This is a genomic window from Paraglaciecola sp. IT1134 (assembly GCF_058068185.1).
On record NZ_CM176486.1, the window covers coordinates 3,667,325 to 3,689,431 of the forward strand.

Here is a 22,107-nt window from a genome sequence, read left to right on the forward strand (position 1 = left end):
TTAACCTAAACGTTCGAATATTTTGGTGAGTTTTTCTTTCAGGGTTGCTGCCGTAAAAGGTTTAATCACATATCCATTTACCCCAGCTTGAGCTGCGGCAATAATTTGTTCTTTTTTTGCTTCGGCGGTCACCATCAAAACGGGGGTATGTTTTAGCCTTTCGTCGGCTCGAATAGCCCGCAGTAAGTCAATACCTTGCATACCGGGCATATTCCAGTCGGTGACCACAAAGTCGAAATCGCCCTGTTGCAACATAGGCAATGCAGTGCTGCCATCATCAGCTTCTTGAATATTAGTAAAACCAAGATCTTTTAATAGATTCTTGATGATTCGACGCATGGTCGAGAAATCATCAACAACCAAAATTTTCATATTTTTATCCAAAACTATCTCCGGTGAGGGGAAACCCAAATTATTATTATGCTATTTATTCATTTGTGCGCCAAGTCTGCATTCGACTTTTAAGCTTCAGCATGGCTTGACTGTGGATTTGGCTTACTCTGGACTCACTGACATCCAATACTTCACCAATTTCACGTAAGTTTAACTCTTCATCGTAGTAGAGCGAAAGGACAATCGCTTCACGCTCAGGAAGGGTGGTAATAGCATGAGCCAACGCCTTTTGAAATGAGCCTTGTAACAGAACTTCAAAGGGGGTATCGGACGCTTTGGTTTGCTCATTGCTCACCACGTCCTCACTTACGCCCATATCTTCGATTCCGATGATTTTTCCGGCGTTAACTTCCCCTAACATTTGGTGGTAAGCGGTGAGACTGACGTCAAGTTTTTGTGCGATATCCACGTCCCGGGCATCTCGACCGGTTTGTCGTTCGACCTGATTGATTGCCTCGGTGATGGCGCGGCCATTTTTGTGCACCGAACGCGGTGTCCAATCACCCTTACGGATTTCGTCCAGCATAGAACCCCGGATACGAATGCCCGCAAAGGTTTCAAAACTGGCCCCTTTGGTGCCGTCGAAATTACGTGACGCTTCCAGTAAACCTATCATTCCTGCCTGAATGAGATCATCAACCAGGACGCTGGCAGGTAAACGTGCAATTAAATGATGCGCTATGCGTTTGACCAGCGACGCATGGCGTTCAACGAGTTCGTTTTTATCGTTTAACTGTTGATATGCCGAGGTTTTGCTGTTCACCGGGTTTCGCCTACTGCTTTTTTAGTAATCAACTGCTCAAGAAAAAATTCCAAATGACCGCCCGGTTGAGTGGGCACCGGCCAACTTGCAGCCTGCTGGGCCAATTTTCTAATGGCTATTGCTGCAGGGGACGTGGGATACAAGTCAACTATGGCCTTTTGCTTGCGTACGGATTTTCGCACGTTTTCATCAAAAGGTATTGTGGCCACCAGCTCCAGTGCCACATCCAGAAATCGATTGGTGACCTTACTAAGCTTACTAAAAAGTTCCTGACCCTCACGCATGTTGCGCACCATATTAGCCACTATCTTAAAACGAAAGACACCGTGCTCTTTATTTAATATTTTGATCAGTGCATAGGCATCAGTCAGGGAAGTCGGTTCGTCGCACACCACTACCATTATATCCTGGGACGCTCTGGAAAAGCTCAGTACCATATCGGAAATACCCGCGGCCGTATCCACAATCAATACGTCTATTTGCGTGTGTAATTCGCTAAAGGCACGAATTAATCCAGCATGTTCTGTGTGAGTCAGCTCAGTCATGGATTGACTACCAGATGTGGCTGGCGCTATTTTAATGCCATAGGGACCTTCTACCAGCACCTCATCCAAGGTGCACTCGCCAGATAATACATGTGACAAATTTTTCACCACTCGTAAACCGAGTAATACATCCACATTGGCCAAACCGAGGTCAGCATCAAGCACCATCACCCGTTTCCCTTGCTGGGCCATGGCAATGGCTGTGTTTAGGGTGACATTGGTTTTGCCCACCCCACCCTTGCCGCCCGTCACGGCTATCACTTTTATCAATCGCGATTGATTCATTCGTCTTAAGCTACTCGCCTGATCCTCAATCATACTGCCACTACTGCGTTATTAACTGAATGGCCAGTAGTATGAATTAATCCGTGTTGTTTATAAAGTCTGGCTGCACTGGTAATTAGAAATTTAGCTTCTGCCACTTTTAAGTCCTCAGGTACCCGTTGTCCATCGGTAACATAACTCACCGGAAGCTTGTGTTCTATAGCCGCACTGATCGCTTCCCCAAGACTGTAACACTCATCTAATTTTGTGAAAATACATCCCTGCAAAGAAACTTGCTTATACGCATTAATGGTTTGTTGCATCACTTGATACTGGCTATTTGCCTGCATGACTAAATAGTTCTGTATATTAGCACATGCACTTTGCTTTAACGTTTCTAACTGCCGTATCAGTCTAACATCCCTTTGGCCAAAACCTGCTGTATCAATTAGTATGATGCGTTTATTTCGGAACTGAAAAAGTAGATCAGACAGTTCTTCGGCGTTTTGCGCTTTTTTTACCCCGCAGCCGATAATACGCGCATAGGTAGATATTTGCTCAAAAGCCGCAATCCGGTAACTATCAATCGTGATAAGTGCGACTTGATCCGGGCCGTATTTTTGAGCAGCCTTGGCGGCTAGTTTGGCTATAGTGGTCGTTTTACCTGTGCCGGTGGGCCCCATGAGTACCGCTATTCCACCTTTGTTGAGAATATTGTCTTCTTGAGTTTGAATTTTATTAGCCAGCAATTTCAATAAAAACAGCCAGGCTTGGCGCTCGTCAGCTTTAGCGGGTGTGTATGACACCACTTCATTGGCCAGAGTTTTGCTGATCCCCATTTGCTCCAGGCGCGAGGTTAGATAACCGTGCAGAGGATGACTACGGGCATTATTTTGCTCAATCAGGCCCGCCACCTGAAACTGTAATACATTGCGCAGTGACGAAAGCTCCTGGCGCATTTCGTTCAAGACATGACTTTGTTGTTTGTCCACCGTGCCTGCATGCGTTCCAGGATTTGGGACGTGCTGGGGAGGTGCAATCTGGCCTAAATTTTTCGTTTGGGTAACAACTTTGCTATTTTCATAGCCAGATGCAGTAGCAGACTTCTGGGTTTGGGACTGTTTTTCCAGCAACGCACGCAGACTATCGGGACCACTGTCACCGATAATTTCACTTAAAGTCGGCGTCGCGGCCTTTCTGGCAGGCGAAGTGGCTGGCTTATTGACGAAATTTTTCGCCGCGGCAGGTTCCTGTTCATAAGCGGCAACAATTTCAACACCATCCGCCAATTTTTTGTTAGACATGATAACCGCATCGTTACCTAACTCATCTTTGACCTGTTTCAATGCATCACGCATATCTTTGCCATAAAAACGTCTAATTTTCACAAATTACCCCTTACTGCTCTATTCAATGCCGGTCTATTGACCCACAGCACTGACTATTTTAATTTGCTTGTCATCCGGTATCTCTTGGTACGACAACACATGTAATCCAACAACCGCATGTTTCAAGAATCGGGATAACACTGGGCGTAACATGCCTGATGTCAGTAACACGGCTGGTTCGCCAGCTAACTCTTGTTGTTGCGAAGCTTCATTTAGAGATTTTTGCAAGCGTTCTGCCAACCCGGGCTCTATACCTGCGCCATCACCACCACCTGCTTGTAATGACTGGTGCAACATCTGTTCCAACTCTGGCGCCAAAGTTATGACTGGTAACTCTAACTTGCCGCCATTGATTTCCTGGATGATCAGGCGTTTGAGGGCAATTCGCACGGCAGACACCAGTACGTCTGGGTCCTGGCTCTTGGGCCCATATTCACACAGGGTCTGCACTATGGTGCGCAAATCACGAATAGGCACGCCTTCATACAAAAGGGTTTGCAAGACTTTAACGACCGTACTCAAAGGCAAAATGTCCGGTACCAACCCTTCCACCAATTTAGGGCTTTGTTTAGCCAGCAAATCAAGTAATTGCTGCACTTCCTCATGCCCCAGTAATTGATACGCGTTATTGGTCAATAACTGGCTAAGATGGGTGGCCACCACCGTCGCCGCATCAACCACCGTATAACCTAAGGTTTGTGCGTGCTCACGTTGGTTAGGGCGGATCCAAACAGCATCCAGGCCGAAAGCGGGATCGGTGGTTGCCGTTCCCTCCAGTTTGCCAAATACCTGCCCCGGGTTGATGGCCAGTTCGTCGTCATGGCTAATTTCTGCCTCCCCAACCGACACCCCCAACATGGAAATAGTATAATTGTTGGGACTGAGATCTAAATTGTCGCGAATGTGTACTGGGGGAATGAGAAAGCCAAGTTCCTGTGATAATTTTTTACGCACCCCTTTAATACGTGTCAATAACTCGCCACCCTGGCTTTTATCGACTAGGGGGATGAGTCTGTAACCCACTTCCAATCCTATGGTGTCCACATGTTGCACGTCATCCCAGCCCAGCTCCTTGATTTCTGCCGGTTGTTGATTGGCGCGATCCGGCAGTTGCGTAACCACTTCCGGTTCGGCGGCACGCTTTTCTTCAAGCCATTTTTGATAATAAGCATAACCTCCAACCACAGCACTAAAACCTAGAAAGGCCATGTGCGGCATGCCAGGTACGATACCCATGATAAACATGATCCCGCAGGTGATATACAAAGCCCGACGATTACCCAACTGACGGGTCAGCTCTTGGCCCATCTCCTGGGAATCATTTTCCCGTGTAACTATGATTGCGGTCGCCACGGACAGTAATAAAGACGGAATTTGCGCTACCAAACCGTCTCCGATGGTTAATAACGTATAGATTTCTATCGCCTGACCAAAAGCCAAATCGTGTTGAATAATGCCGATAAACAGCCCGCCTACTATGTTGATCAACATAATAAACAGACCCGCGACCGCATCACCTTTAACAAACTTGGATGCCCCGTCCATAGAGCCATAAAAATCCGCCTCTGAAGTCACTTCAAAGCGGCGTTTACGCGCCTCGTCCTGATCGATAAAACCGGCATTGAGATCTGCATCTATGGCCATTTGTTTGCCGGGCATGGCATCCAGGGTAAAACGGGCACTAACTTCTGAAATTCGCCCGGCACCAGCGGTCACAACCTTGAAATTGATGATCAGCAAGATGGCAAATACCACTATACCTACAGCATAATTGCCGCCTATCACGACTTCACCAAAAGCTTGGATCACTTTACCCGCAGCATCCCCACCTTCATGCCCTTCAAGCAAGACGATCCGGGTTGAGGCCACATTCAACGCTAAGCGTAAAACGGTAGCGATCAAAAGCACCAGGGGGAAAATACCGAAATCAACCGGTTTCTTGGTAAACACCGACACAAGAATAACGACCAGAGACAGGGCGATATTGAAGCTGAATAACACATCTAGTAAAAAAGCAGGCATAGGCAGGATAACCATACCCATGATCGCTAACAATACCAGCGGCGCACCCAGACCCGTTAAAGCCGATTGAAAATGCCGTTTGTCAAAACGATTAAAATAAGCGGTTAATTGCATAGTGCGAATTTTTGACGGTAAATAAACATACTTACACTCAGCAATATATAAGCCAACTCGCAACTGTCGAGCACCAAAGGTTTATCTACCCAAAATAATGGGAATTGCACGGCGGCGACAACGTCGGTTACCGCAGCACGGTGACGATAGGGGTTGGCACAACGCGGTTGGCGATAGGGGCGAATGAATGTAGCCGACAAACAGGCAGTTTCGAGGGTGAAGGATATGCCTAACGTCTAAACTCTGGTGGGATGGGCAGGTTTTTACTCAATGGAACAGGCCGTTTACCCTTACCTTTTTTATAAGCCTTTACCTGATACACATAAGCCAATACTTGGGCGACGGCCATAAAGAGTTTAGAGGGGATTTCACTGTCAGTTTCGGTGGAATAATAGATGGCTCGCGCCAACATGGGTGAGGCGATAATAGGCACATCGTGAGCACCGGCAATTTTACGAATATGCATAGCCATTTCATCCACGCCCTTGGCCACCAAGGTTGGTGCCCGGTTGCCAAACTGATCATATTTAAGGGCAATAGAATAATGAGTAGGGTTGGTAACCACCACATCGGCATTTGGCACTTCTTGCATCATGCGATTAGCTGCAGCTTGGAACTGTAAGCGTCGAATGCGGTTTTTCACCTGGGGATCGCCATCAGCATTTTTGTGTTCGTCTTTGATCTCCTGTTTAGACATTTTCATTTCTTTATTATGTTTAAAACTTTGATAAGGCACATCGAATGCGGCAATAGGGATCAAGGCGCAACACATGATAAAAAAGCCCCAGGAAATCAGATCCAGGGCATGAAACAAATTCTGCGGATAGAGTTCAAGATCCAGGTGAATGGCTTCATCATGAAATATCACCATAGCCACATAGGCCATGGCCGCCACAACAAAAAATTTAGCCAACGCCTTAAGTAATTCCACTACACCGTTCATACCAAACATGCGTTTTAAACCGGCCATAGGATTGAGTTTGCTGGCTTTTGGCGCTGCCGATTCCCAGGTAAAGTTATACCCCCCCAAGGCGACATTGCCATAAATACCCGCTGCGGTCACGATCAACATATACAATAACACGGGCCAGCTTATGGTCTCGATCGCAAACCCCCACGCCTGAAACATATGGGTGAAATCATAGGTTTCATCACGAGACAAGGTAAAAGTCCGCTGGGTAACAATGTAAATTGCCTGGGCGATCTTGCTACCCATCAAAATAAAGGCGATTGCACTGACGACTAACACCAGGGCAGTAGACAATTCCTTGGAGCGCGCGACCTGCCCCTTCTTGCGGGCCTCAGTTAGTTTTTTGGCCGTGGGGTCTTCGGTTTTTTCGTTACTGTCCGACATGGTTAGCCTCCCGCCCTAGTGACAAACGTTAACAAGTTGACACATCATTAGTTGTGCCCTTTCCCACTGCATCTCGAAATGGTGGGTAAAGTTATCCATGGTCATCCAGATAATGACCAGGCCCATAATTTGCGCGATAGTAAAACCCAGACTGAAAATATTCAGCTGGGGCGCCGCTTTGGTCATTATACCAAAGGCCAGATTGACAATCAGCAGTGACACTATGGGGGCCAATGACAGGGTAACAGCAGATACAAACATCCACCCGGCCCAATGGGCAATTTCTCTAAACTGTTCGGGTTGCAACCAGGCTTGACCAATGGGAAAAGCGTCGAAACTCATCACCACCATGCGGATCATGGCCAGATGCCCATCCAGTGCCCAAAACAACAAGGTGGCCAAGATCAAATAAAATTGGCCCACGGCGGGCACATTAATGCCGTTGACCGGATCGACTATCGATGCAAAGCCCAAACCGGTTTGCATCGCTACTACCTGCCCTGCTAACACAAAGGTATTGAGCACCATGTTGGAAATAAACCCCAGGGAGACGCCTATGATCACTTGCTGTATGACCAGTACAAAGGTACCGGCTGACATGAGTTCATCGAGCTGCACAGGGGGAATAATGGGAATAATCAACAAGGTTAAAAACAGGGTCAGTAGCGCTCTGACAGACGTAGGGACAGTCTTGGCACTTAGCCCTATCATGGTGGCAAACATGCCCGAAATACGCATAAAAGGCAGCAGCATATCGGCCAAAAATTGGGTAATGGTACCCGCAGCGATTTCCATCCGCTAACCGATCACTTCCGGGATGCGTTCCACCATAGTGAACGTAAAATCCATCAACTGCTGCACTAACCAGTGCCCGCCCCAGCTTAGCGCCAACAAAGTGACAATCAGACGAGGTAAAAAACTCATGGTTTGTTCGTTAATTGAGGTCGCGGCCTGGAATACCGCCACAATCAGTCCCACAAAAAGGCTCGGCAAGATGATCGCTGATACCAGCAAGATCACCATGTGCAACGCTTCTTTTAAAATATCGACAAAGACTTCTGGGCTCATGACGTCATCCCATTCCAAAGCTGTTAGCCAGGGTGCCAAAAATCAGGTTCCAGCCATCAACCATCACAAAGAGCATCAGCTTAAAGGGCAAGGATACAATCATAGGAGATAACATCATCATACCCATGGCCATCAAAATTGAGGCCACCACTAAATCCAAAATCAAAAAGGGGATAAATAGCATAAAACCAATTTGAAAGGCTGTTTTTAACTCGCTGGTCACAAAGGCCGGTATCAGTACATTCATGGGAACATCTTGGGGATCCTGGAATTGCCCCTCCATGCCACCGATCTGTACAAACGTTTCCAAATCTTTAACCCGGGTTTGCGCCAGCATAAAGCCGCGCAAGGGCTCTTTAGCCAGCTCATAAGCCTGGATCGAGGTGATCTGTTCATTAATATAAGGTTGCAGCGCCGTCTCATTAATCTTCTCAAACACCGGTGCCATAATAAACATCGACAAAAACAAACTTACCCCGATCAGGATCTGATTTGACGGTGACTGTTGTAAACCGATGGCCTGGCGCAAAATAGACAATACTATAATGATCCGTGTAAAAGAGGTCATCATCATCAAAAATGCCGGCAGCATGCTAAGGGCGGTCATGATCGCCACGACTTGCAGCGTCATGGTGTAATCCTGAGAACCATCAGGATTAGCGGTCATGGTTAATGCGGGTATGCCTGGCTCAGCAAACGCCAGCCCCGGAAATAACAGCAGGGCTCCCAGCGCCAGATAAATGATTTTACGCATGGGGCTTGCCTTGTTTGTGGCCTTTTTTTGGCTGGTCGCCAGGGGACATTTTACCGGCCATAAACAGGGCCAGCTTGTCTTTGAAGTTCTCACCTGTAGCACTTTTATCCGAGTGCAGGGGGACTTCAAGCTTGGCGAGATGACTAATATTGTGGCTGGTGATACCCACTAAATGTTGTTCATTGCCCACTTCTATTACCAACACCCGTTCCCGGGTGCCGGCGCTCATGGACGCGATAACTTTTAACTGGGACGAACCTGACGAAGTGACATTAAACCGTCGCATCAAATATGCCAAGATCAAAACCACGCCGATAACCAGCAGCAATGATAGGAAAATTGACACTATTGAAGTGGGGTTTGAAAGGTTTTTTGGCTCGGCGTGCACGCCAAAAGAGCTTAATACGAGCAGGCTTAGAGTGACCCAAGCCCATGTTTTGCAAAGGTTTTGTTTACCTGAGCTTTTTGATTCTTTCCAGTTGGCTAATAACATCAGTTAGGCGAATACCAAATTTGTCGTTGACTACTACTACTTCTCCATGAGCAATCAACGTGCCATTTACTAAAACATCTAATGGCTCACCTGCAACTCGGTCCAGTTCCACTACTGATCCCTGGTTTAATTGCAGCAGGTTTCGAATACTGATATGACTACGACCGACTTCCATGGCGATGGTTACCGGTATATCCAATATAGTATCTAACTTGCGTTTTTCCGCAGGGGTGATATCCCTGTCCTCTTCAAGTTCATCATAAGGGGCCAATTTCGCTTCTGGCTCGGCCCCCTCTTTACTTTCGTCATCGGCTTGTTCTGCCATGGCCTCAGCCCAATCTTCCAATCCGTCTTCTTCACTCATAACTTATACCTTCTAATTGGTTACAAATCATCTTCAAGGGTTTGTAACTCAGCGTCGCTGTCAATTCTGCGGCCACCTTTGGTTAATAACTGTAACTCTGACTTGACCGACGTGGGACGCGGGATTTTTTCCGTGATCTTAATCGCCAGATTATCTCTTGAACGTCCTAATTTCGCTCTAAAGGTTGGCAATTCCTCAATCAGCACGGTGATATGTTCAGGCATTTCGATGGGGATAATATCTCCAGCCTGCATGTCCATAATTTTGCGCAGAGTGAGAGTTAAGCTCATCATATGGGTCGAGAGTTCGACCTGTACATCCATGATTTCATCCCGCAGCGCCTTGCTCCAACGTAAATCCGTATCTTCCTTATCACTTTGTACCCCCGCATCGAGCAATTCGCGAATGGGCTCCAGCATCGAATAAGGTAAAGACACATGAAAATCCCCCCCCCCACCATCCAGCTCTATATGGAATGAGCTGATCACCACCACCTCAGTAGGGCTGACGATATTTGCCATAGCAGGATTTACTTCGGAGTCAAGATATTCAAAGGACACATCCATCACCGGTGCCCAGGCTTCTTTGTAATCCTCAAAAATGAGTTTCAGCAACATCTGAATAATGCGCCGTTCCGTCGGGGTAAACTCCCGGCCTTCTATTTTTGCATGGTAACGCCCGTCCCCACCAAAAAAGTTATCCACCAGAATAAAGACCAGGCGTGCTTCCATGGTAATTAGCCCCGTGCCCTTGAGCGGACGAAAACGCACCATATTCAAGCTGGTAGGTACAAATAAGGTATGGATATACTCACCAAACTTGATCATCTGTATGCCGTTAATCGATACCTCGGCAGAGCGGCGCATCATGTTAAACAGGCTGACCCGCATATGGCGCGCAAAACGCTCATTGACGATCTCCAGAGTCGGCATGCGACCACGCACGATACGATCCTGAGACGAGAAGTCGTATTCCAGTGCCGAGCCATCAGACTCGCCACTATCTATATCCTCTTCATCGACTTCATCGACGCCGTGCAGTAGCGCATCGATCTCGTCTTGGGATAATAAATCGCTCACTCTAACTCTCGCTTATTCATAACCTGCCTATTGCATTACAAAACCGGTGAACAGCACTTGTTCTACCAGTTCGTTTCCGGCCACATCTTTTAAGGTTTTTTGCACTTCTTTTAACGCATTGTCACGTACCGCTATCTTGCCCGCTTCTGTGGACAAGTCGTCGGCATTGGCTTTACTAAAAGCCGTATTCAGAGCACCTTGAATGGACGGGATGTGCATTTTGACTTTTTCTTCATGATCGGCACCGCGTACCATCAACTGTACCTTGATCTCCACCAGCCGGTCTCGACTGGCACCTGGTACGTTGAACGTTATAGGGTTGGGGATAGACACATAAAGCGCGGTGCCCATTTTAGCGGGACCAGTATATTCTTGCTCTATATTTTCACCCGTATCCGCCAGGGCGTTTACCTCGAGGTCAACCTGCTCCTCTGAGCTACCCAGTAAAAAATAAGCTGCTGCGCCTGCGGCAACTAATAACACCACGACTATGATAATAATCATTTTTAGTTTACTTTTTTTACCGCCGTCTTCCATTTGTAATTCTTCGTCAGCCATTTTAATCCCAATTCATTAATCAAGCTGGCTATTATCAGCTTTACCCAAAAAATCGCAATGCCTTACTCACAGATAAGCGTCAGACAAAATAATCAATGCCCCCTAAAGCACCATTGACTATTGGTTGTTGCAGTACAGGCTCGTCTACGAGTCCTTCACCGACGTCGCCCTGCTGGGCATTCTGGCCATCACCGGCCGTCTGTTGCTCCTCTCCCCGTGCATTTTGTTCTTGCTCAACTGAGGATTGACCCAACTCGATACCTTTTTCAGCCAGCATCTCACGCAGTTTTGGGGTGGCATTATCCACCGCTTCTTTAGCCTGGGCGGAATTGACCACAAAACTGACATTGGCCGACTCGCCAGCCAAGGACACTTTAACGTGCATGGAACCCAATTCCGCCGGGTCTAAACGAATTTCAGCGACCAACTGACTGTGATTAACCATCCAGCGCACTTTCTCGGCAAGCTGTTGGTGAGCCTCAGGTTTAGCCAAATTCAATGCTTTATCGAACTGGCTGGTATGCAATTGCGCCGCTTTGACTTGTTCGCCCTGCAACTGCCCCAACTCTCGATAACTATTGCTGGCCACGCTAAGTTGCGAGGATTGCTCTAAAGCACTGCTTAGCTGCTGAGCAAAATCGAGGGTTTGGTTAAAGGCTTTAAGGGTGGGATCCAGTTGCTCAGGTAGCTTGGTAAAGGGGGACTGACCTGACTCCCCCGACGATTTAAGCGCCTCATTCACCAGGCTCTTTAAATCAATACCAGGCTCACGACCTTGACTCAATTGGGCCTTAAACTCAGCAATACCTGTTTTTAATGCAGCGACAAATTCTGACACCCCATCGGTTTTGCCTAGTGCATTGTCTATCCCCAGATTGGCGGCTTGTTGTTCAGCCGCAGCGGTAGTGTTCTTGGCAGTGGTATCGTTGACATTCAGTTTTTGCTCCAGGTAAGCCAAAACCTTATCCAGTTTATCGTTAGGAAGCTGAATGATTTTTGCCATCGAAGACGCTTCAGGTAACATTGCCAATACCTCGGGGCTAAGTGTCAGCTCTAGTGACGCAGTAATTGCCAGGGGATCCGCAGGTATGGCCCCATCACTTTTAAGCTCCTCTGGCCCGATATCTGAAGTTGGTTGCAAATTTTGTGGGGAGCCTGGCGGATTTACCGCCGCAACGATGGCCTCTGCCAGCAACACTTCAAGCAGTTGTTGTTCCGCTGGGGGCAGTACATTTCCATCTGTGGGGACCCGTGTTGACAAATCCTCTTGCTGGCCATTATCAAGGGTACTCAGCTCACTTGGTAAGGGGCTATTTTCTCCAGCTAGGTCCTCTTTGTGCAACTTTAGCAACTGCGCAAACGCCTCACTGATTTTTGGGTTTTCGTTCAAAAGATTGTGGATTTCTTGTTCTAATTCTGACAAGACCCCCTCTTCATTGTGCTCTGGGTCAAAAAGGCTATTGAGCAGCGCAGCTAACTGGGTCATTGTGTCTTGTGTCTCAGCATTCGCTCCGTCATCGGAGACACTAACTTGCTGCAGCTCGTTAGCGGATGACACATTGTGGTCAGCAGGGTTTGGTTTGTCCGAACCGGCATTGACTGCATCGTTGACCAGCTTTTCAACCAGCAATAGCCATTGGTTTTCCTCCACAACGTTTGCTGATCCTGCGGTGTCTAACAATTGTTCTTGGTTTTGGGTTTCCTCTGATCCCCCGTCCACCACTTCAGTCTCTGGCGCAAGGTTAGAGGTTGCAGAGGTTTCGTCAGACGGGGCATCTTTACTCAGAAGTGGCTGTTTTTCAACTCCGGGCAAAATTGGCTGAGTCTCACCAGCAATCTCTGTTTGCACAGCGCCCGCAGATGACTCGGGGCTCACCTGCCCGGGGGACGCGTGCCCGGGGGACGTCTGCTCAGGTGAAGCTTGCTCGGGTTTGGGCCCCTTTGAATTGAGCTGACTGCCCGCTTGTTGGTGTTTGAGCATAAGCGCAAATTCATCGGCAGACTTTAGGTTGGCCAAATCATCCGCTGATGGCTCAAAGGCAAACGCGGCAACATCTGCGTTAGCGGTGGCAATTTGTTGCAGCATGATTAGCCCTCTATCCCAAGGTTGAATTGATAATGGTTTTTTTCTTTATTAATCAAATCGTTATAAACTACATTCATTCTAACACTCACCACTTTAGGTATCGAAAAAGCGTCTTGCAACATGTTTATTGCGACTAATGGGGGAGTAAAAGCAAACTTCGTTCCAACTCTACCAGCTGGCCTTAAAATGAGTGAGGAATTGATGGGGTTGACAACGTATTGGGGTTCATTTACTGCGTAAAAACTTCTGTAAGGAGAGTTCATCCAGCATTTGCTGTTCTATGCGGTCTTCTTGTTTTAATACCTGGGCCTGTTTTTTATCCAGCAGGAACTCTATCGCTTTGCGTTTTCGTTGCTGCACCAACCATTGTTGTTTGCGTTGATCCGCCACTATCAGGGCATTACTTAATACCCTATTTTGTTGTTCGCAGGCTTTATCTATTTTACCGACAAAAGACTGATGCTGGCCAAAGCTCTGGGCGGCCAGGCCCAACTGGCCCTTGCGGATCCCTTCACGTAAATATTCCACTCTATACTGATCTAAACCCGCCAGTTTTTGTTTATTTTGCGCCACGTTTTGTTGCGCGAGCTGATAGTCCCGGGCCAGTTTCTGTTCTTTTTGACGTTCCCAGTCTGCTACTATCTCTAGCTGTTTTTTAGCCGCCATACCAACCTCTGACGACGCTCAAAACTTGTAACAAGATCATCAGGGATAACATCAGGCTTTACCTAGTCCGCTGCCGAGTTTGGTCATGGTCTCGAGACATTCATCATAGGTCAGGATTTGCTGCATGCCCTGTTGTAAAAAAGCGTTGATTGCCGGCTCCGCATTGATAGCCAAATCGATCCGCGGATCATTGCCTCGGGTGTAAGCACCTATGCTAATTAGGTCGCGATTTTTCTGATAGGTTGAATACACTTGTTTAATGCGCCGGGCGGTTTGCAAATGCTCCGGGCTTACTACCATGGGCATCACGCGACTGATCGATGCCTCCACGTCTATTGCCGGATAATGCCCAGAATCGGCGAGTTCCCGAGACAAGACTATATGCCCATCGAGGATCGCCCGAGCAGAATCTGCTATGGGATCTTGCAAGTCATCCCCTTCGGTCAATACGGTATAAAATGCGGTGATAGAGCCTTGGGATTCCGAACCATTACCCGCTCGTTCCACTAGTGCAGGCAAACGCGCAAATACCGATGGCGGATAGCCCTTAGTCGCGGGAGGCTCACCCACCGCCAGGGCGATTTCTCGCTGAGCCATAGCATAGCGGGTCAACGAATCGACCAGCAACAAGACATTCATGCCTTTATCACGAAAGTATTCGGCAATAGTAACGGCTGTTTCGCAGCCTTTTAGGCGCATCAGAGGAGAGGTATCCGCAGGCGCGGCCACCACTACCGATTTTTTACGCTCCTCTTCTCCTAAAATGTCCTGAATAAACTCTTTCACTTCCCGTCCACGTTCACCCACCAAACCCACCACGACCACATCGGCGGTGGTGCCCCGAGTCATCATGCCCAGCAATACGCTTTTCCCCACTCCACTGCCGGCAAACAACCCCATACGTTGACCACTGCCCACGGTGATCATAGTGTTTATCGCCCTGACCCCAACATCTAAGGGACGAGTTATGGGTTTACGTAACAAAGGATTCATCGGTGGCCGTGTCAGAGGGACACGTTTCTCAGCAACAATAGCCCCCAAGCCGTCCAGTGGCTGACCATTGCCATCCACTACCCGCCCAAGTAATGACATGCCCACGGGTATGCCCTGTTCCCGGTTCAAGGGTTGAACCCTGGAGCCAGGCACTATACCTTTGACGGCTTGGGTTGGCATTAAGTAGGTAATATTTTCCGCGAATCCTACGACCTCGGCTTCAATTTCACCATCCACGGTTTGAATTAAACATTGACTGCCCACAGGCATTTGACAACCCACCGCTTCCAAAGTCAGGCCAATACCACGCACAAGCTTACCTGCGGCGACAGTAGGAGCTTTAGGTACTTGTTGTTGCAGTGCCTTGATATTGGCTAGAATTTGGCTGCTCATGGTACTTGTCTAAGTCTCTTGATTGGGATCAATCTGGGCCAGCCCCTGTTCCAGCAAAAATTTGTCTAGTACGTCACGCATCCGTCGCTCGATACTGACATCAACGGCATTGCTTTGGGTGACAATATCGCACCCTCCCCTGGCTAAATTGGGGGCCTCAATCAACTGCCAATTATGTTTTTCGATGTCCTGCTCACTGAAGTGACCTTTGATCAACTCGATGTCCTGAGGATGTAAATGGATTTGATACTGGGATTCTTGAATAGGTAAAGCCTTGAGGCCTTCACTCAACGCAGCAAAAATGATATCTGTATTGGTCTTGATCTCACTGCGAATGACCGCCTTGGCCAAGGATACCGCCAATAATACCAATTCCTGCTGCAACTCTTGTTCAACCGTAGCCACAGGTGCATATAAAGTTTGAATGAGTTGTTGCCATAACGCGCTGTGTTGCTCTTGCTCTTCCTGCCCCTGGGCTAAACCTTGAGCCTTGCCCTCTTCCAAGCCCTGGGTCAAACCTTCGGCCTTACCTTCTTCTAACCCCTGAGCCTGTCCTTGGGCGAAACCTTCCTGTTGTCCTTCGGCAAAACCATCGGCCTGAGCGGCTGCCCGAATAGCTTCAATTTCCTGGGCAGTGGGAGGATGGAACTCTTCCTCCGGCGCTTGTTCTGGTGGTTCGTATTGCCAGTTAGGACGATGATTCAACGCATCTGTAGTCTGGCTATCGGCTAACTTGCGTTCGTCTTCGATGTAGGGCAAGTCCCAGGTTTTAATATGGTCATCCTTGCCCTCTGGAAAATCATGATTCATAGACTTGTCAGCCAAAAGCTGACTTTATAAGAATTCATCGCCGCCGCCGCCTCCGAGCATAATTTCTCCCGCATCCGCTAAGCGACGCGCAACCGCCAGGATTTCTTTCTGAGCAGCTTCGACCTCACTGATACGTACCGGTCCCAGGGCCTCAAGATCATCGAGCAGCATGTCCGCCGCCCGTTTGGACATGTTGGAGGTGATCTTGCTTTTAAGATTTTCGTCGGCACCTTTGATGGCTTTGAGCAGGGCATCTTGCTGGACTTCACGCAAAATGGCCTGAATAGCCCGATCATCAACATCAGCTAAGTTATCGAATACGAACATCAAGTCCTGAATTTGCTGGCTCATTTCTTCATCTTGTTCACGGATAGCATCCATTAACTGGCCTTCAATATTGGTATCCAGGTAATTCATAATGTCCGCTGCAGATTTCAAGCCGCCCATTTTGGCGGCCTGGGTGCCTGCTTGTCCGGCAAATTGTTTCTCCATAATTTCGTTTAGTTCTTGCAATGCTGCGGGTTGCACTTCTTCCAGATTAGCTACCCGCATCATCAAGTCCAGGCGCACTTTTTCCGGGAACTGGCCCAGGATCTCCGCCGATTGCTCGGCATCTAAATACGACATGACAATAGTTTGTATTTGCGGGTGTTCGTTGCGAATAATGCTGGCCACCTGTTTGGAGTCCATCCATTTGAGTGAATCCAGACCTTTGGCCCCGGTTCCCATTAAAATCTGATCGATGAGGTTGGCGGCCTTGTCTTCTCCCAAGGCAGACGTCAGGGCGCGTTTGACAAAGTCCTGGCTCTGGAAACCTATGGTGCTGTAGTTTTGGATCTCTTCGATAAAATGTTTATGCACAGCCGTGATTTTCGGCTGGGTCATATCATCGATTTGCGCCATGGCCTGACCTAGACGCTGCACTTGTTTGGGTTCAAGGTGTTTTAAAATTTGCGCCGCGTCTTCTTCGGTCAAACTGAGCAATAAAATGGACGCTTTTTCTACGCCCTCAAGCTTGCCAACATCGTAACCTGTGCTGGCAACTTCGGTCGACTCGGCTTTTTCAGCTGGCATGATAATGTTCTCTTAATATAATAACAGATTGGTATGACACGAGACTCAGTTGCTTATTCATCTTGCAACAACCAGTTTTTAACCACTTGTGAGGACAACTCAGGCTCATTGGCCACCAGGGCGCGCACGGCTTTAAGGACATCTTCATCCTTGTGCAGATCCGGTAACATAAAGGAGCCATCGGCAGCAAAACCCACTTGGGAATCATCAAATTCCTGGGCCAGCATGCTAATGGTTTCATCCCCTAAGTCCAAACCTTCATCGGCATCGAAATCGTCACCACCGGTGGTGTCTTCAGGGTGAATAAGTTTGCGTAGCATGGGCCGTACAACAGCTAGGATCAAGACAATAATCACTAAACCACCCACCAGCAGTTTAAGTATGGGCATAAACTTGGGATCTTCCCAAATCGGTAACTCAGCTATCTCAACTACGCCTTCGCGGCTAAATGGAATGCTAACCACTTCCAGTGAATCACCACGGGTAACATCGAAGCCAATTCCGCCCTGCAACAATCGGCGAATATCGAGCAACTGTGCTTGGGTGCGCGGAACCATAGTCGTGACACCATCGGCAGCCACACTTGGCACGTGATCAAGGGCGACAGAGACACTTAAGCGGTGAATGACACCCGCTTGTTGTTTAGTATGACTAATAGTGGTGTCGAGCTCATAATTGCGGGTCGCTTCGCTGTGACTGCGCCCTGGTGTGCTGGTTTGAGTGTTGGCACCATTGGCTTGTTCGGGAATAGTCGAATCCAGAGGTGGCTGGTTGGTCAACGCCCCAGGAATACCTGCGATCACCCCGCCGATACTGGAATCTTCCACCGTCATCTCACTGCGCACTGCGGGCAAATCAGGGTTATAACTGCGTTTAGTATGTTCTACCGAGGTGAAATCCATGGTCACATCTGCCTGAGCGGTATAGTTACCCAGCCCCAAAACCGGGATCAAAATTGCGTCGATTTTTGTCAGATATTCACTTTCACGCTGACGCTCCATTTGAAATTCTTTTTTGGAGCGTGCTGAATCAGAACTCTGGGAGCCAGAATTAAGTAAACGACCGTTACTATTGGTGACGGTTACCCGCTCGGGTTCAAGACCTTGTACAGCCGATGCGACTATATCCACAATGGAACTGACTTCTTCGTTGGAAATCACGCCGCCGCGCCTAGAGGTAATAACCACAGTGGCACTGGCTTTTTTCTCACGGCTGGCAAATACATTTTCTTTGGGTAAAGCCAGTAGCACTTTGGCCCGGCCCACAGAACTCATTTCTTCCAATGTTCTGGCCAGTTGCTGCTCCCGGGCATGTTTAAGGCGCACCTTTTCTACTCGCTGACTGACGCCGAACCCCATATCTTGCATGATAATATCGGTGCCTTCAGATGCGCCCTGGCTAAGCCCCTGGCGAGCCATGCCCAGTTTAATCGACTGGTACTGACTATCACTGACATAAACGGTGTTGCCTTCAAGACGATAATCAATCTGATTTTGATCGAAATAATCCAGTGCTTCGATAAGATCCTGAGTCTCCATTTTTGCCAAAGGCCGATAGTCAGGCTCCTGGGCCCAGATCATGATAAATATGGCGATCGCCACACATATTACCAACGCCACCACCAAAGTGAGTTGACGCATCATATCCGTGGAGCCCAGAGAGTCCATAAAACCGGATTTTTGTTCGTGCTCCGAATCTGGCGTATACAGGTTTGACCCCGTATCACTCATTGCCAATTCTGTGCCTGTTGGATCTGCCACTGATTAACTCCTAGACCGGCATGTTCATGATAGTTTTGTAAGCGTCCAACACTTTGTTACGTACCTGGATGGTGGCTTCAAAGGCAATCCCGGATTTTTCTTTGGCGATCATCACATCCGCCAGACTTAGGTTTTTGGCACCCATCTCGAAAGCCTCAGCCTGACCTTTGGCGTGCAACTGCATGCTATTGACGGATTCAAGGGCGTGGCCCAGCATATCGGCAAAGTTCTCGCCGGAAGGATTGCTTTGGATCCCTGGCAAATTAAATCCGGGGATCTCCCCAACACCAGCTTTGCTTTGCAGAGCCATGCTTTGCATGTCTTGGTAAAGAGATTGTGCTTTGATATCCATGGTGTGCTCCGTGAAACGCGTTCATAAGTGACGGTTTTACTAAGGTATATCCTGAATATAGCAAGGTTAATGCCAAACAATTTTATTTATATATTTCAGATTGTTAGCTTATTTATTAAGGGACTTGCGGTATCTTGTCAGTTTATTGACGGCGGACTAGAATACCGGGTAAGGGGCGGTTTACAGAAAAGTCCAGGCAGGAGTTTTCTGTTTGTTATATAAAAACCGCCTCTAATGGCGGTTTTTATACTGTTATGTAGGAGATTAGCATCGGGCTGAGCCAATAAAGCTAAGCGGGCAACTCTATACCGACTTCGCGCATCTTGGCTAACTTGTAACGCAACGTACGAGGGCTAATGCCCAAACGTTCGGCTACATCTTTACGCCGACCATGACAAGATTGCAACGTATCCAGAATGATCTGATGTTCCTGTTGACGCAATTCCGAACCCAGTTTACTGCTATCGTCTTCAAAGCTAATTTGCCCCTCGATACAGGTATTGGGTAAATCAGTTTCAATCATCAAATCCTGGGCGTCTATTTTTTCACCGTCACAGAGTATCAATGCCCGCTGCACCACGTTTTCCAGCTCGCGCACGTTACCCGGCCAGCTATGTTGTAATAATTTGCTGCGGGCTGCACTGGTAAACTTGATGGCGGCCACGCCCTGTTTTTTGCTGTGTCTTTCAACCAGGTGGGTTGCCAGTGGCACGATATCACCGGGGCGTTTATCCAATGGCATCCAGGTCAAAGGAAATACATTTAAACGATAATAAAGATCCTCTCTAAACTCACCTGACTCAACGGTTTGACGTATATTTCGGTTACTGGTGGCGATCACGCGCACGTCCAGGGGAATGGTTTTACGACTGCCTAAACGTTCTACTTCTTTTTCTTGTAAGACCCGCAACAGTTTAGCTTGTAAACCCATGTCCATTTCGCTGATTTCATCCAGCAACAAGGTTCCTCCCTGTGCTTGTTCGAACTTGCCCGGGCAGGCTTGCAATGCGCCAGTAAAAGCACCTTTGTCGTAACCAAATAAGGTGGCTTCAAGCATGTTTTCCGGAATGGCTGCGCAATTGATAGCGACAAAGACCTGGTCGGCTCTGGATGATTTGTCGTGAATATAACGGGCCAGCACTTCTTTACCTGAGCCGCTGGGGCCAAGCACCATCACGGTGGCATCGGACGCCGCGACTTTTTGTGCCAATTCGAGTAATTGGATACTTGAGGGATCGGCAACGATTGGGTTGCGAGATTCCACTTTTTGCGCCGGTGCATAACGCCCGACCAAATTTAACAACACTTCAGGGGCAAAAGGTTTGGATAAATAATCCGTGGCACCATCACGCATCGCCTGCACAGCATCATTGATAGTTGCGTAGGCCGTCATTAACAACACGGGTAGATTCGGGTATTTGTTTTTTAAGCTGCGCAGTAATGAAAGGCCACTCATCCCTCCCATCTGAATATCACTGACCACCAGATCCACAGACTGGTCTGCTAACATGATCATGGCCCGCTCAGCGCAGTCGGCATCCACAACCTTATAACCACCTAACAATAGGGTATCGACCAGGGCTTCACGTAGGCCGGCATCATCTTCGACTATTAAGACTGTTGCTTGAGACATAGCTCAGCTCCTTGCCACTTGGGCATGTGATAATTGTGATGGGGGAAGGTCTGTGGCGACAACTGGTGTTGTTATCTGCCTTTTCAGCACGGGTAGACTCAGGGTGAAACACGCCCCACCAGCCTCAAGGTTTGTAACAGCAACTTCGCCATGATGTGACTGAGCAACGGTTTTCACCACGGCCAGCCCCAATCCTGTACCCTGACTGCGGGTGGTATAAAAAGGTTCGAATATGGCCTGCAACTTGTCTTCTGCAATACCGGGTCCATTGTCTGTTACCGACAGGTTGACCCATTCAGGTCGCTCACTATCATGCTGGATACTCAGAATGATTTTTGCTCCCTGGGGTTTGGCCAATAAAGAATTGTGGATCAGATTTTGTAGTGCGCCACAAAGCGCGGTTTTGTTGCCCAAAATGGTGATATCGCTTTTGGGGGAAATTAATTCAAGTGAGGCATTGTGGCGCGTCAGCAAGGCCTCAACCGCACCTTGCACTTCGGTGAACAAGGCTTGCATAGATAAATCCACCACCACTTGTTCACTGCCACTTTTAGCAAACAACAGCATATCATTTACCTGACTTTCTAAATCCCGCAAGCGAGAAATCAATTTATCGCTAAACTGCTGACGTGCCTCCTTGCCCAGGTTCCCGTTTGACAGGTTGGCCGCATATAACATAGCGGCGGATAGGGGTGTGCGGATCTGGTGCGCCAGTGAGGCCACCATTTTACCCAAAGAAGACAATCTTTGCAGATGACCGATACGACGCTGTAATTGACGGGTTTCGGTTAAATCCGTCAGTACGATAAGTTGACCCGGTTCGTTCATCAAAGGCGTGATCGACAGCTTGACCTTGCGCCCGTCATATAACGAGACTTCATGGCCATCGTCAGCTTGTGGACGGAAAGAACGTTGAATAATACTGCGCCACACCTGCCCTTCGATAGGCTCACCCAATAGGGATTTCGCCAATTGATTAGCTTGCTTAACCAGGCCCTTACCGTCGATAACCACCACCCCAGCAGGCATAACTTGCAGCAAATGTTCGAGGCGCGTGGCTTGTTGCCGTAACAACTGTAATTCGTTGGGTTGGTCAGGTCTGGATGGACCCGGTCTGGATGGACCCGGTCTGGATAGATCCGGTTTAAGAAGATCCGTAGAGGAAGCAAGGGCCAAGGGTG

Annotated in this window: 22 protein-coding genes; all 22 read right to left on the reverse strand. The window is 48.2% G+C overall.

Features of this window, described 5'->3' with window-relative positions; all coding sequences use genetic code 11:
* The 22 genes from cheY to AC3RV5_RS16120 all read right to left on the reverse strand — a co-directional run bounded on the left by cheY (position 1) and on the right by AC3RV5_RS16120 (position 22,102).
* The gene (cheY, locus tag AC3RV5_RS16015) at positions 1 to 384 is read right to left on the reverse strand and encodes a chemotaxis response regulator CheY (protein WP_489728601.1); all 384 of its coding nucleotides are present in this window, start codon (positions 382 to 384) and stop codon (positions 1 to 3) included.
* A 43-nt stretch (positions 385 to 427) separates the two neighbouring features.
* Positions 428 to 1,156 (reverse strand): RNA polymerase sigma factor FliA, encoded by a 729-nt coding sequence (locus tag AC3RV5_RS16020; protein WP_489728602.1) that lies wholly within the window; start codon positions 1,154 to 1,156, stop codon positions 428 to 430.
* Positions 1,153 to 2,019, reverse strand: coding sequence for a MinD/ParA family ATP-binding protein (locus tag AC3RV5_RS16025; RefSeq protein ID WP_489728603.1), 867 nt, complete (start codon positions 2,017 to 2,019; stop codon positions 1,153 to 1,155). The genes AC3RV5_RS16020 and AC3RV5_RS16025 overlap by 4 nt, the downstream gene beginning before the upstream one ends.
* Positions 2,016 to 3,353, reverse strand: coding sequence for a flagellar biosynthesis GTPase FlhF (flhF, locus tag AC3RV5_RS16030; protein ID WP_489728604.1), 1,338 nt, complete (start codon positions 3,351 to 3,353; stop codon positions 2,016 to 2,018). The genes AC3RV5_RS16025 and flhF overlap by 4 nt, the downstream gene beginning before the upstream one ends.
* 33 nt (positions 3,354 to 3,386) lie before the next feature.
* A complete protein-coding gene (gene flhA / locus AC3RV5_RS16035) occupies positions 3,387 to 5,489 on the reverse strand; it encodes a flagellar biosynthesis protein FlhA (RefSeq protein ID WP_489732183.1) in 2,103 nt (700 codons plus the stop codon).
* Positions 5,490 to 5,718: 229 nt separating this feature from the next.
* The gene (gene flhB, locus AC3RV5_RS16040) at positions 5,719 to 6,843 is read right to left on the reverse strand and encodes a flagellar biosynthesis protein FlhB (RefSeq protein ID WP_489728605.1); all 1,125 of its coding nucleotides are present in this window, start codon (positions 6,841 to 6,843) and stop codon (positions 5,719 to 5,721) included.
* Positions 6,844 to 6,858: 15 nt separating this feature from the next.
* Positions 6,859 to 7,638, reverse strand: a complete 780-nt coding sequence (gene fliR, locus AC3RV5_RS16045) for a flagellar biosynthetic protein FliR (RefSeq protein WP_489728606.1) — start codon at positions 7,636 to 7,638, stop codon at positions 6,859 to 6,861.
* Positions 7,639 to 7,641: 3 nt separating this feature from the next.
* The gene (gene fliQ / locus AC3RV5_RS16050) at positions 7,642 to 7,911 is read right to left on the reverse strand and encodes a flagellar biosynthesis protein FliQ (protein WP_489728607.1); all 270 of its coding nucleotides are present in this window, start codon (positions 7,909 to 7,911) and stop codon (positions 7,642 to 7,644) included.
* A 4-nt stretch (positions 7,912 to 7,915) separates the two neighbouring features.
* Positions 7,916 to 8,665 (reverse strand): flagellar type III secretion system pore protein FliP, encoded by a 750-nt coding sequence (gene fliP, locus AC3RV5_RS16055; RefSeq protein WP_489728608.1) that lies wholly within the window; start codon positions 8,663 to 8,665, stop codon positions 7,916 to 7,918.
* Positions 8,658 to 8,951, reverse strand: a complete 294-nt coding sequence (locus AC3RV5_RS16060) for a FliO/MopB family protein (protein ID WP_489728609.1) — start codon at positions 8,949 to 8,951, stop codon at positions 8,658 to 8,660. The genes fliP and AC3RV5_RS16060 overlap by 8 nt, the downstream gene beginning before the upstream one ends.
* A gap of 166 nt (positions 8,952 to 9,117) precedes the next feature.
* Positions 9,118 to 9,522, reverse strand: coding sequence for a flagellar motor switch protein FliN (fliN, locus tag AC3RV5_RS16065; RefSeq protein ID WP_489728610.1), 405 nt, complete (start codon positions 9,520 to 9,522; stop codon positions 9,118 to 9,120).
* Between the two features lie 20 nt (positions 9,523 to 9,542).
* Positions 9,543 to 10,601, reverse strand: coding sequence for a flagellar motor switch protein FliM (fliM, locus tag AC3RV5_RS16070; RefSeq protein ID WP_489728611.1), 1,059 nt, complete (start codon positions 10,599 to 10,601; stop codon positions 9,543 to 9,545).
* 27 nt (positions 10,602 to 10,628) lie between these two features.
* A complete protein-coding gene (gene fliL, locus AC3RV5_RS16075) occupies positions 10,629 to 11,159 on the reverse strand; it encodes a flagellar basal body-associated protein FliL (protein ID WP_489728612.1) in 531 nt (176 codons plus the stop codon).
* 79 nt (positions 11,160 to 11,238) lie between these two features.
* Positions 11,239 to 13,245, reverse strand: coding sequence for a flagellar hook-length control protein FliK (locus tag AC3RV5_RS16080; protein WP_489728613.1), 2,007 nt, complete (start codon positions 13,243 to 13,245; stop codon positions 11,239 to 11,241).
* A 225-nt stretch (positions 13,246 to 13,470) separates the two neighbouring features.
* Positions 13,471 to 13,911, reverse strand: a complete 441-nt coding sequence (gene fliJ, locus AC3RV5_RS16085; RefSeq protein WP_489728614.1) for a flagellar export protein FliJ — start codon at positions 13,909 to 13,911, stop codon at positions 13,471 to 13,473.
* Positions 13,912 to 13,962: 51 nt separating this feature from the next.
* Positions 13,963 to 15,297 (reverse strand): flagellar protein export ATPase FliI, encoded by a 1,335-nt coding sequence (fliI, locus tag AC3RV5_RS16090; RefSeq protein WP_489728615.1) that lies wholly within the window; start codon positions 15,295 to 15,297, stop codon positions 13,963 to 13,965.
* A gap of 9 nt (positions 15,298 to 15,306) precedes the next feature.
* A complete protein-coding gene (gene fliH, locus AC3RV5_RS16095) occupies positions 15,307 to 16,107 on the reverse strand; it encodes a flagellar assembly protein FliH (RefSeq protein WP_489728616.1) in 801 nt (266 codons plus the stop codon).
* A gap of 24 nt (positions 16,108 to 16,131) precedes the next feature.
* Positions 16,132 to 17,181, reverse strand: a complete 1,050-nt coding sequence (gene fliG / locus AC3RV5_RS16100; RefSeq protein WP_489728617.1) for a flagellar motor switch protein FliG — start codon at positions 17,179 to 17,181, stop codon at positions 16,132 to 16,134.
* Positions 17,182 to 17,234: 53 nt separating this feature from the next.
* Entirely contained in the window at positions 17,235 to 18,941 is a 1,707-nt protein-coding gene (fliF, locus tag AC3RV5_RS16105; protein ID WP_489728618.1) for a flagellar basal-body MS-ring/collar protein FliF, read from the reverse strand.
* A gap of 10 nt (positions 18,942 to 18,951) precedes the next feature.
* The gene (gene fliE / locus AC3RV5_RS16110) at positions 18,952 to 19,293 is read right to left on the reverse strand and encodes a flagellar hook-basal body complex protein FliE (RefSeq protein WP_489728619.1); all 342 of its coding nucleotides are present in this window, start codon (positions 19,291 to 19,293) and stop codon (positions 18,952 to 18,954) included.
* Between the two features lie 289 nt (positions 19,294 to 19,582).
* Positions 19,583 to 20,926 (reverse strand): sigma-54-dependent transcriptional regulator, encoded by a 1,344-nt coding sequence (locus tag AC3RV5_RS16115; protein WP_489728620.1) that lies wholly within the window; start codon positions 20,924 to 20,926, stop codon positions 19,583 to 19,585.
* A gap of 3 nt (positions 20,927 to 20,929) precedes the next feature.
* A complete protein-coding gene (locus AC3RV5_RS16120; RefSeq protein ID WP_489732184.1) occupies positions 20,930 to 22,102 on the reverse strand; it encodes a sensor histidine kinase in 1,173 nt (390 codons plus the stop codon).
* Positions 22,103 to 22,107: the final 5 nt, after the last annotated feature.